We start from the raw sequence: 12,705 nt of genomic DNA on the forward strand, positions 1-12,705 counted from the left end.
GGGGTCAATCCGCGGTGGCGTCCTGCGGCGTCGCTTCCGGTTCGACTGCCCCCGGTTCTGGCGCGCCCGACGGTTCGGCGTCCGGCAGCTGGCCGACCAGGTATTCGGCGAGACCGCCGATGGTCGGGTAGTCGAACACGGCTGTCGCGTTGATCGTGAACGCGCCACCGAACTGGCTGTGCAGGCGGTTTCGCAGTTCGATCGCCATCAGCGAATCGGTGCCCAGGTCCAGGAACCGGCTGGTGGCTGCGGGCGGCGACGCGAGCCGCAGGAAGTTCTGCACCTCGCGTTGCAGGAATTCGGTGACGAACCCGGCCCGCTGCGGGACGGGGATCTCCTGCAGCTGCCGGAGCAACTCACTGTCGCCCACCACCTCTCCCGCTGCGCTGGGCAGCACGAGGTCGAGGATCGGTGGGCGGGAGCTACCGAGCACCTTGGCGGCGCGCTGCCAATTGGCCTTGATGACGGCGGCCTGGCCGGTCCCGTTGGCTACCAACTCGGCGAGGGCGGCAAGCGCGGCGGAGGGCTCCAGCGGAATCAGCCCCTGGGCGCTGATATTCGCGACCGCGGCCTCCGACGAGGCCATGCCGCCCTGGGCCCACGGCCCGAAGTTGACGCCGGTGGCGGGGAGGCCCTTCGCCCTGCGGTGTGCGACCAGGCCGTCGAGCAGCGCATTGGCGGTGGAGTAGTTGGCCTGGCCGGGCGAACCGAACAGGCTCGACACCGACGAGGACACGATGAAAAAGTCCAGATCGTCGTCCGCGGTCCAGCGGTCCAGATGGTAGGCGCCGAAAGCCTTGGAAGCCAATGTCATACGGAATCGATCCAGGCTCTGCTGGGACAGCAGTGCGTCGTCGAGCACCCCCGCGAAGTGCGCCACCCCGGCCAGCGGGGGCAACTCGGCACGGATCCGGTCCAGCAGTGTCATGACCTGGGGTTCGTCGCCGACATCGGCGGCGAAGACGTGGATGCGGCACTTGAAGCGTTCGGTGATGTCGTCGATCGTCTGCTGGGTGTCCGCGTCAGCGGCGCGGCGACTGGTCAACACGATGTCGCCGGCACCGAGCTGAGCCAGGTACGCCGCCGTGTGCAGACCGATCGCCCCGAGCCCGCCGGTGATCAGGTAACTCCGATCCGCCCGCGGCTGCAGCGGATTCGGAATCTGCACCACGATCTTGCCGATGTGGCGCGCCTGCTGCATCCGCCGGAACGCAGCCCTGGCTTCGGTCAACGGGTAGATCTCGGCAGGCAGCGGTGTCCACTCGCGTTTGGCCAGGCCTTCCGACACCTCGGTGAGCAATTCGCGAATGCGCTCGGGTTCGGTGAACATCACCGTGTCCAGTGCCACGATCTCGTAGTCGATGTCCGGGCGGGCCTCGGCCATCTGCTCCGTCGACCAGATGTCGCGCTTGGCGATCTCGGCGAACCGGCCGTTCTGGGCGGTGGCCTTCAGCGTCGCCTCGATGAACCCCTCGCCGGTCAGGCTGTTGAGCACCACGTCCACGCCGGCACCGTCGGTGTCGGCCAGGATCTGGTCGGCGAAATCCGTTGTCCGCGAGTCGTAGACGTACTTCACGCCGAGCCCGCGCAGGGTCGCGCGCTTGAAGGTGCTGGCCGTCGCGAACACCTCGGCACCGAACTGCTGGGCCATCTGGACCGCCGCCAGGCCCACGCCGCCGCTGGCGGCGTGGATGAGCACCTTGTCGCCCGGCTTGAGCTGGGCCCAGTCGAACGACAGCCGCACGGTCAGGGCGGCAGCGGGAATGGTCGCCGCCTCCACCGCGCTCACCCCGTCGGGGATCGGTGCCAGGAACTCGGCGGGCACGTTGAACCGGCTGGCGAACGCGCCCTGCATGGAGCCGTAGACGCGCCGGCCCACCTCGAGCCCGGTGACGCCCTCGCCCACTTGGGTGACGACGCCGGCGAAGTCGCCGCCGATCGGGCCGGGATCGCCCGGGTACAGGCCGAGAACGTTGAGGACGTCCCGGAAGTTGAGGCCCGCAGCCTCCACCCGGACTTGCACATAACCCGCACCTGGCGCAGCCACGTCCGCCTCGGTCAATCGCAGGTTGTCGATCGCGCCGCGCTCGGTGGGTGCCAGCACGAAGTCCCCTCCGCGGGGCACCGTGAGGTGACCGGTGCGCGCCCACGGGACCAGCCGGGATGCCAGTAGCTTTCCTTGTCGCAGAGCAAGTTCCGGCTCGTCGACAGAGGTGGCCAACAGGGTGGCCAGCGCCCGGACGGCCTCCGGCGATCCGTCGCAGTCGACCAGTTTGCAGCGCAGCGCCGGTTCTTCGTTGATGGTGGTGCGGCCGAATCCCCACAGCGCGGCCTGGACGGGGTCGACCGGCTCGCCGGACTCGGTGGCCACGGCCTTCTCGGTGACGATCCACAGCCCGCCCGGCAGCTTGAGGTCGCCGCGCTGCACGCAGTGCACGGCGCTGAGCAGGTGGGCGATCTCGGACTCGAGGCGCGCGGCGGCATCGGCGGTCGACTCGTCGGGCCTGCGGCCCGCCGCGCGCCAGACCACCCCGGAGAACGGCAGGCCGCGCTCGTGCGCCTGCCCCAACAGCTCTCCCAGCGGCGTCGGATCCGTGGCTCGATCGAACGGTATGCAGCCGGGCACGGTTGCGGCCAGTTCGTCGAACCCGGCGATCAGCCAGGTGCCTGCGGCCACCGCCGCTGCGTCGTCGGGCAGCGACGGGACCTCATGCCAGCCGAGGCTGTAGAGCAATCTGGTGGCGTCGCCGCCGAGTCCGCGCAGGAGTGCCTCGCGCGGCGCACGCTTGACCGTGAACTCCCGGATCCCGCCCAGCGCGCGCCCGTCGCGGTCGACGAAATCGAGGTCGAACACCTGGGTCTCGCCGTCGAGGGCGTTCGTGTGCCATGTCGCGCGGCAGTAGAACCGTCGCGGCATCTTCTCCCGCAGCGTCACCTGCCCGTAGCGCAGCGGCAGGAACAGATCACTCACGCCCTGTTCGGCGGCCAGCAGGGCTGGGAACGCGGGGAAGGCGACGCCGGTGCACAGGTCCATCAGCACCGGGTGCATCGGCTCGGTGCCCAGCTGTTCGGCCAGCTCCTCGCCGACGACGATGTCGCCGATCGCTTCGCCCTCGCCGAGCCACAGCGACTTCAGGGAACCGGACCAGGTCGGGCCCCATGCCAGCTCCATGTCGGCGAAGGTCTCGAACAGTTCCTGCGGACGCATGCGGGTCAACCGCTCGATCGCCTCGTCGACCGGGTCGGATGGGGCGGTCGGCATGGATGTCCTGGACGGCCCGGACGGCCCGGACTCCGGTTCCTCGGCGTCGGCACCGCTGAGTACGGTGCCTTCGGCGTTGAGTGACCAGTCGGCGGAGCGGTCGCCGTACGGGCGACTGTGCACGGTGAACGTGGATCCGCTGCCGTCATCGAGCGGATGCAGCGTCAGCTGAACCTCGCGAGAGGCCTTCTCGGGCAGGATGATCGGCTCGTAGAAGAAGACTTCCTTCGCCCGCGCCGGGGTGCCGACGGCGGCGAGCGCCATCGCGGCGTACGTGGCCCCTGGGACGACGACGGTGCCGTAGATGACGTGGTCGGACAGCCACGGCTGCGATTTGACGGACAACCTGCTGGTGTAGACGGAGTCGCCGGAAGCGAGGTCCTTGGCGCTGCCGAGGATTCCCGACGTCGCGGGACCCACACCGCCTTCGGCGGTGATGCCTGCGGTCTTCGGCCAGAAGCGCCTGCGCTGGAACGGGTAGGTCGGCAGCTCCAGCCTGCGGGTCGAGGGCCGATGCAGTGCGGCGAAGTCGGGGAGGTGGCCACCGACGTAGGCGGCCGCCAGCGCGTCGGCGATCTGGCGCCGGTCCGCGACGCCTTTCCGCAGCGACACGATCGCCCGCGGCGGTGCCAGGTGTTCCGGCCAGACCTGCACCGCGGCGCCGGTCAGCACCGGTTGCGGGCCGATCTCCACCAGCACCGAGCACCCCAATGCGGCGACGGTGCGGACACTTTCGGCGAACTGCACCGGCTGGCGGGAGTGCCGCCGCCAGTACTGGGCATCGAGCGGGGTCTGCGCCGTCAGCACCGCGCCGGTGCGGTTGCAGACCAGCGGCAGTGTCGGAACGGCGTAGTGCAGTTGTGCTGCAAAGGATTCGAACTCATCGAGCACCGGATCCAGCAGTTCGGAGTGGAAGGCGTGGCTGGTCTGCAACCAGGTGCATCGGATTCCGTCGTCACCGAATCTGTCGACGATCTGTTCCAGATCCTCACCCGGGCCCGAGAGCACGGTGTTGGGTCCGTTGTAGGCGCCGACGGACACCCGGGGGAACTCGGCGGCGACCTCCTCGACGTTCTTGGCGTCGGTGAACACCGCCACCATGCGCCCGCCGTCGGGCAGGCTGCCGAACAACCGCCCACGCTGAGCCATCAGCCGCGCCCCGTCTTCGAGGCTGAACACCCCGGCCACGCAGGCCGCGGCATACTGGCCGACGCTGTGCCCGAGCACCACGTCGGGTTCGATACCCCACGACTGCCACAGCCGCGCCAGGCCCATCTCGATGGCGAAAAGTGCGGGCTGGGCGAACGACGTGTGCCGCAGCGATTCCCGGTCGCCGGCCGCGCGATCGGTGGCGAACAGCACCTCCAGCAGCGGTCGGGGAAGTATGTCGGCGACCGCCTCGGCGCACCGGGTCACGGTCTCGGCGAACACCGGTTCACTGTCGAACAGTTCACGGGCCATGCCGGGATACTGGCTGCCCTGACCGGTGAACAACCACGCCGTCGTGGGGTGGTGGGTGTGCTCACCGCGGACGATGCCGGTGCGCAGCCGGTTCTCGGTGAGGTCGGCGAGGGCCTCGCGGGCCCCCTGCACCGATTCCACGACGAGCGCGGCCCGGTGGTCGAAGTGGGAACGGCCCGTGCCGGCCGTCAGGCACACCTCGGCCAGGTCGGCATCCGGGTGGGCAGCCAACCACGTCTCGTAGCGCCGGGCCAGAGCCGTCAGCGCTTCCGGCGAGCGCGCCGACAGCGCAAGCACGTCCACCGACCGGTCGCCGGTGTCCGGCTCCGTGGTGGGGGTGGTCGAGCCGGCGTCCTCGGTCAGGGGCGGCTGCGGCGGCGCCTCCTCGATCAGCACATGCGCGTTGGTGCCGGTGAACCCGAAGGAACTCACACCCGCGCGCCGAGGCCTGCCGTTGGCCTGCCACGGCATCGCCTCGTCCACGACCTTGACCGGTAGGGAATCCCAGGGGATATGGGGCGACGGAGTATCGAAGTGCAGGCTCTTCGGCAGCAGCCCGTGCTGCAGCGCCAGCACGACCTTGATCAAACCCGCTGCCCCGGAGGCGGACTCGGTGTGACCGATGTTGGTCTTCACCGATCCCATCAGCAGCGGACGGTCCGCCGCGCGCGACCCGCCGTAGGCGGCAGCGGCCGCCTGGACCTCGATCGGGTCACCGAGCGGGGTTCCCGTCCCGTGCGCCTCGAGGTAGTCGACCTCGCCGCCCGACAGGCCGGCGCGCGCCAGCACGGTTGCGATAAGTCGTTGTTGCGCTCCACCATTGGGCACGGTCAGACCGCTGGATGCGCCGTCCTGGTTGACCGCGCTGCTGGGGATGACGGCGCGGACCTGGTCGCCGTCGCGTACCGCGTCGCTGAGCCGCTTGAGCACCAGGATGCCGCACCCTTCACTGCGCACGTAGCCGTCGGCGGACGCGTCGAAGGTCTTGCACCGCCCGTCCGCGGACAGCATCCGGGCGCGGGAGGCGGCGACCACCGTCACCGGGCTGAGCAGGGCGTTGACGCCGCCGGCCAACGCCAGGTCGGCGTCGCCGGAGCGCAGGGCCTGGCAGGCCTGGTGCACGGCCACCAGTGCCGAGCTGCACGCGGTGTCCACCGCCACCGCCGGGCCCTCGAGACCGAGCGCGAAGGCGACGCGGCCCGAGATCGCGTTCAGCGCATTACCGGTGATGAAGTGCGGTGCGATCTTGTCGATCGGTTCGGCCGACAGCAGGTGGGCGTACTCGTTGGCGGCGACCCCGACGAAGACGCCGGTCCGGCTGCCGCGCAGGGCCGACGGCGCGTACCCGGCCCGTTCGATTCCCTCCCACACCGTTTCGAGCATCAGGCGCTGCTGCGGTTCGATCCAGACGGCTTCGCGCGGGGAGATGCCGAAGAATTCCGGATCGAATCCGTCTATGCCGTCCAGGAATCCGCCGGAGCGGGTGTAGGTCTTGCCGGGAGCATCGGGATCCGGGTCGTAGAACTCGTCGATGTCGTACCGGTCTTCCGGGACTTCCCGGATCGCGTCGACGCCGCCGGCCAGCACGTCCCAGAAGGCTTCCGGGCTGGACGCACCGGGGAAGCGGCACGACACCGCGACGATCGCGATCGGTTCGTCTGTGCGGGTCGTCACCGCGGTGGCCAGCCGCAGGCCGGAGGTGTCGGAGGTCTGCTCGCTGAGCCCGAGCACCTCGCCGAGCAGATAGTCGGCGACGTCGGACACCCGGGGGTGATCCATGGCCAGGGTCACCGGTATCTCGGCGCCGACACCGTTCTCTATGTGGCGCCGCAACTCCACGGCCATCAGCGAATCCATGCCGAGGTCGAAGAAGCCGGCGTCCTCGCGGATCTCCGCGACGTCGACCCGGGTCACGGTGGCCACCGTGTCCCGCAGGTAATCGGTCAGGAGCTTCCTGCGTTGCTGCACCGGTGCAGTGGTGAGCCGCTCCACGAGCGGGGTTGTGCCGGACGGCGACACCGCGGGAAGCGCCGCGTCGGGCACCTCCCGCTCCAACTCGGTCAGGAATGCGCGCCGTCCCGCCTGCTGATACAGCGGCAGGAAGCGGCTCCAGTCGATCCGGGCGACGACGCCGTGCGCCGGTCCCCGGTCGGCCCCCGCCGCGACGACGTCGGCAAGCCCTGCCAGCGCGTCGGCGGGTGACAGTGTCCGGACCCCGCGCTTCTCCAACCTGGCGCGCGACTCCGCGTCGGCCATGCCCGCCGACCACGGCCCGAAGCCGACACTGATGCCGGGAATTCCCTGCTCGCGCAGCCGCCATGCCAGCCCGTCGAGAAAGGCATTGGCCGCGCCGTAGGCCGTCTGGCCGAATCCGCCCCACACCGAGGCGATCGACGAGGTGCACAGGAAGAAGTCGAGCGTGCCGGCTGACGTGTCCAGCGCGGCTTCACTCAGATGCCAGGCACCCCAGACCTTTCCGGCGAAGACGCGGTCCACTTCTGCGTCGTCCAGAGTGCTCAGCGGGGTGGTGCCGATCTCACCCGCGGCGTGCACGATTCCGGCCAGCGGAGGTAGCTCGGCCCGCACGACCGCCAACAGGCGCGCGACGGCGTGCGCGTCGGCCACGTCGGCGGTGACGACCCGGACCTCGCAGCCGTGCTGCGCGCCCAGTGCGTCGATGCGCTGTTGCGCGGCGTCGCCGGGGGCGCGACGGCTCGTCAGCACCAGATGGCGGGCGCCGTGCGAGGCCAGGTAGCCGGCGATCTCGAGGCCGATCGAGCCCAGCCCACCGGTCACCAGATACGTGGCGTCGTCGCGCAGGTATAGCGGTGCAGCACTGGGCTGGGTGGCGCGCCGGACCAGTCGCGGAACGTAGACCGCGTCACCGCGCAGCGCGAGCTGGTCTTCCCTGACGGTCGAGTCGGGCGCGGTGATCCGGTTGACGAACTCCGTCCATTCATCGGCGCTCCCGCTCGCCACGTCCGCCAGTCCGCCCCACACGAAGGGCAGCTCAAGGGCCGCGGCTCGACCGAATCCCCACAGGCAGCTCTGTTCCGGTGACACGGAATCCGTGTCGGTGGCTCGTTGTGCGCCCCGGGTCACCACCCAGACCGAATTGCGCAACTCGGCTGCGGCCGCGGCGCGGAGAAGCCGCCGCGTGCCGCCCAGGATGCGGTGCTGCATCCGCAGCAGCGACCGCATCGACGGCGTGGTGTCGGAGCCGAGGGCCGCGACATGCACGACGCGCAGCTGTGGATCATCCGCTGCCGCAGTGCGCAACTCGTCCGCGAGCTGCGCTTCGTCGGCGTCGGACATCGGAAGTCCGACGAGCCGATGCCGGTGCCCGCGGCCGGTCAACTCCTCGACCAGCGGGGCCACCGCATCGGGGTCGTCGCCGATGAGGATCCACCCGGATCCGGCGTCGGCACCGCTGGTGAGCGCGGGGGACTTCTCCCAGTGGAACTCGTAGCGGTCGTCGGCGATCGACTGCGTGGTCCTCTGCTGGTTGTGTTGCGCGGCAAGCTTGTTCAGGACGTCCACCGTCTGGCGGTCGCCGTCGGCGCCGTCGAGGAGCACGGCGAGTTCCTCGATCCGGCCGTCCTCGAGGAGGCGCATCGCCTCGGTGCGCGGCCCGGTGACCTGCTTCGGCGCTCCTGCGGCGCTGCTGTCGTTGAACCAGTACTGGCGATGCTCGAACGGGTAGGTCGGCAGATCGAGCGTGCGTGCATTCGCCTGGCGGAGCGCGTCGAATCGGGGCAGGTGGCCCAACACGTACGCATCTGCCACCGCCTCGATGATCTGGCGGTGGTCGGCGGTGGTGCGGCGCATCGAGGCGATCGCCCGGGGCGCGGTGGACGGGTCCGGCCAGGCCTTCAGTGCCGCGGCGGTGAGGACGGGCTGTGGGCCGATTTCCAGCAGTACCTTGCAGTTCAGGCCGGCCAGGGTGCGCACGCTCTTGGCGAACTCGACCGGCTGGCGCGCGTGCCTGCGCCAGTAGGGCGCGTCCAGTTTCACGCTCCGTCCCAGCGCGTCACCGGTCCGGTTGTCGATCAGGATCCGTTGTGGTGCAGCGAAGGTGAATCGGCTGGCGTAGGACTCGAACTCGTCGAGGATCGGGTCGAGCAGCGCCGAGTGGAAGGCGTGGCTGGTGTCGAGCCAGTCACACCGAACGCCGTCGGCGGCCAGACCGGCGACTGCCTTCTCCAGATCTGCTGTGGGACCGGACAATACGGTGTTCGCCCCGTTGTAGGCGGCGACCGACAGGCTGGGGAAGTCGTCGGTGAGGCTCTCCACCCGCTCGGCTGCGGTGGACACCGCAACCATGCGGCCCCCGGCGGGCAGGCTGGCGAACAGGCGGCCGCGGTGGGCCATCAGCAGCGCGCCGTCCTCCAGGCTGAACACTCCCGCGACGCATGCCGCCGCGTACTGACCGACGCTGTGGCCGAGCACCACGTCGGGCTCGAATCCCCACGACTGCCACAGCCGCGCCAAGCCCATCTCCACCGCGAACAGCGCGGGCTGCGCGTAGGAGGTCAGCCGCAGTGCCTCGTCGCCGCCGGGACTGTCGACGTCGAAAATGACGTCCAGTAGCGGCTTTTCGAGAACATCGGCGACCACGTCCGCGCACCGGTCGACCGTCTCGGCGAACACCGGCTCGGTGTCGTACAACTCGCGGGCCATGCCCGGGTACTGGCTGCCCTGACCGGTGAACAACCATGCTGTCTTCGGGATGTCGTGCGACTCGCCGCGCACCACGCCGGGCGCCGGGCGGTCGTCGGCGAGTGCGCCGAGGAGTTCGATGGCCGACTCCGGGGTGTCGACCACCAGCGCGGCGCGCTGCTCCAGGTGTGCGCGACCCACTCCCGCGGTGGAGCACACGTCCGCCAGGCTGGCTTCGGGGTGCGCTGTGAGCCAGCTGCGGTACTGGTCGGCCAGGTGCACCAGGGCCGACGGCGTCCGTGCCGAGACCGGCAGAACGCTGAAACGTCCGCCCACTGCCGCGGCGACATCCGCAACCGGTGCCTGCAGAGGCGCTTCCTCCACGAGGACGTGGGCGTTGGTGCCGGCGAAGCCGAACGAACTGACGCCCGCGATCCGGGGACGGTCGGAGCGCTCCCACGGGATGGTCTCCGTCACGATCTGCACAGGAAGCCGATCCCACGGGATGTGCGGCGATGGATTCTCGAAGTGGAGGTGCTTGGGAAGTGCCTGGTGTTCCAGCGACAGCACCACTTTGATGACGCCCGCGATGCCCGCGGCCGCTTCCAGGTGCCCGATGTTGGTCTTGGCCGAGCCGATCAACAGGGGCCGGCCTGCGTCGCGTCCGGGCCCGTACGCCGCGCCCGCGGCCTGGGCCTCGATCGGATCCCCCAGCGAAGTTCCGGTGCCGTGCGCCTCCAAGTATCCGACATCGCTGGGTCGCAGGCCGGCGCGGTGAAGCGCGTCGCCGATCACCCGTTGCTGAGCAACGCCGTTGGGCACCGTCAAACCGCCGGAGGCGCCGTCCTGGTTGATCGCGCTGCCGCGGATCACGGCCCGGATCCGGTCACCGTCGCGGATCGCGTCCTCGAGCCGTTTGACGACGATGACGCCGCAGCCCTCGCCCCGCACGTAGCCGTCCGCGGCCGCGTCGAACGTCTTGCACTTGCCGTCGGGCGCGAGCATCTGCGCGTTGGAGAACGTGATCATGGTGGCCGGGGTCAGCAGGACGTTCGCCCCGCCGGCCAGCGCCAGGTCGCACTCGCCCAACTGCAGCGCCTGACACGCCTGATGGATGGCCACCAGCGAGGAGCTGCACGCGGTGTCGACGGCCACCGCGGGGCCCTGCAACCCCAATCGGTAGCTGATACGTCCGGCCGCCGCAGCGTTGGACGTCCCGATGGCCATGTAGGCCTCGATCTCGGGGTAGGTGAGCTCATCGGAAGCCATGCCCAGGTAGTCGTGGGTGGCCAGACCCACGAACACCCCGGTGTTCGTGCCCGCCAGCGCCGACGGTGCGGTCCCTGAATGCTCCACCGCGCGCCAGGCGGTCTCCAGCAGCAGCCGATGCTGCGGGTCCATCATCCTGACCTCGCGGGTCGACATTCCGAAGAACGGTGCATCGAACCCGGTGACGTCGTCGACGAACCCCGCGCGACGAGTCACGACCTTGCCGGGCGTGCCCGGTTCCGGGTCGAAGAACTCGTCGACGTCCCAGCGGTCGCCGGGCACCTCGGAGATGGCGTCGCGCCCCTCGCGCAGCAGGTCCCAGAACTCGTCGGCGTCCGAGGCACCCGGAAAACGTGCCGCGTACCCGACGATGGCGAAACGAGGGGTCGGCTCGTTCAGACCGTCGACCGATGTCATGTTTGCTGTACTCCCCCTGCGCCAAGATCAAGCGTCGTCGGCCACTATTGCACGTTTGACGTGGCGAATGCGCAGCGTCGCAGCCACGGTTAAGCCCCGAGCCGAGCCGACCGCCCTTGCACCGAGGGTATGTTGATCCCCGCCAGTGGGCATGCCGGAACCAGCCGGCAGCCCGGGCGGAGCCGGGGAGGATCCAGCATTGCGCATCGGGAAGATCACGGTTGGCGCGCTTGAGGAATGGTCGCTGGACGCCGGCTCGGTCACGTCATGGCACCCGACGCCCGCGGCTCGGGAAAAGGCGCTCCAGGCGCCGGTCAGCACGGTTCCGATCAGCTACATGCAGGGTCAACACCTTCGCAACTACAGCCGGCGGACCGCCGCCGGACTGACGTTCTCCCGGCAGATCATCGCCAGCTGCGAGGTGGCAGGCACCTGCGACATCGCGGCGATGGACCACGCGGTCAACACGTATCTGCGCCGGCACGACACATTTCGGAGCTGGTTCGAACAGACCGGCGACGGTGAGTTCGTCCGGCGCACGCTCACCGACCCCGCCGACATCGAATTCGTGCCGATCGATCACGGCCACATGACGGTCGACGAGATCCACGCCCACGTGGTGGCGATACCGAGTCCGCTGGAGTGGGGCTGCTTCACCTTCGGGATCATCCAGAACGACGATCACTTCGCGTTCTTCGCCGCGATGGACCACGTGCACGGCGACGCCACGTTGATCGGCACCACGATGATGGAAGCCAACGGCATGTACTCGGCGTTGAGTGGAGGCGGTGAGGCTCTCACGCTGCCCGACGCGGGCAGCTTCGACGAGTTCTGCGTCCGGGAGCGTGAACACACATCGGCGCTGACCGTGGACTCGCCCGGGGTGCAGGCCTGGATCGACTTCGCCGAAGAGAACAGCAACGGTTTTCCGGAGTTCCCGCTTCCGCTGGGCAACCCGCGCGAGTCGACCACGAGCACCATGACCTCCGAAGTCCTGATGGACACCCCGCAGACCGAGCGCTTCGAATCGGCGTGCACGACCGCCGGAGCGCGCTTTGTCGGCGGCCTCTTCGCCTGCCTGGCCCAGGTCGAGCATGAATTGACCGGCGCCCTGACGTATTACGGCCTCACGCCCAGGGATTCGCGGTCCGGCACCGACAATTTCATGACACAGGGCTGGTTCACCGGCTTGATCCCCATCACGGTTCCCATCGGCGCGGCGTCGTTCGGAGAGGCGGCGGGAGCCGCGCAGGCGTCGTTCGATTCGGGTCTGAACATGGCCAAAGTGCCGTATTACCGCGTGCTGGAGTTGGCGCCATGGCTGGAATGGCCGAGACCGAATTTCCCGGTCTCGAACTTCCTGCACGGCGGCGCGGCCCCGCTGAACGCGATTCTGGCCGCGGGTGAATTGGGACTCGCGAACAACATCGGCATCTACCCCGACGGACGATTCTCCTATCAGCTGACCATCTACATATTTCGATACGGCGAGGGCACCGTGATGGCGATAATGCATCCCGACAATCCGGTCGCGAAGAAATCGGTCACGCGCTATATGCAGGCGATGAAGTCGGTGTGTGTGCCGGTCGCTGACAGCGGGCACTGGGGACGCGTCGCGTAGCGTGAAGCACACCGCC

The 12,705-nt window shown here is 69.3% G+C and carries 2 protein-coding genes; one reads left to right on the top strand and one right to left on the bottom strand.

The features are described from left to right. Positions 1 to 4: 4 nt before the first annotated feature. Complete coding sequence (locus tag EL337_RS01350; RefSeq protein ID WP_048632560.1) at positions 5 to 11,068, bottom strand: type I polyketide synthase; 11,064 nt, start codon at positions 11,066 to 11,068, stop codon at positions 5 to 7. Between the two features lie 199 nt (positions 11,069 to 11,267). On the opposite strand from EL337_RS01350, the gene EL337_RS01355 reads away from it, so the two are divergent. Further along, positions 11,268 to 12,689 (top strand): condensation domain-containing protein, encoded by a 1,422-nt coding sequence (locus tag EL337_RS01355; RefSeq protein WP_048632640.1) that lies wholly within the window; start codon positions 11,268 to 11,270, stop codon positions 12,687 to 12,689. Positions 12,690 to 12,705: the final 16 nt, after the last annotated feature.

Source organism: Mycolicibacterium aurum (assembly GCF_900637195.1).
Classification (GTDB): Bacteria; Actinomycetota; Actinomycetes; order Mycobacteriales; family Mycobacteriaceae; genus Mycobacterium; species Mycobacterium aurum.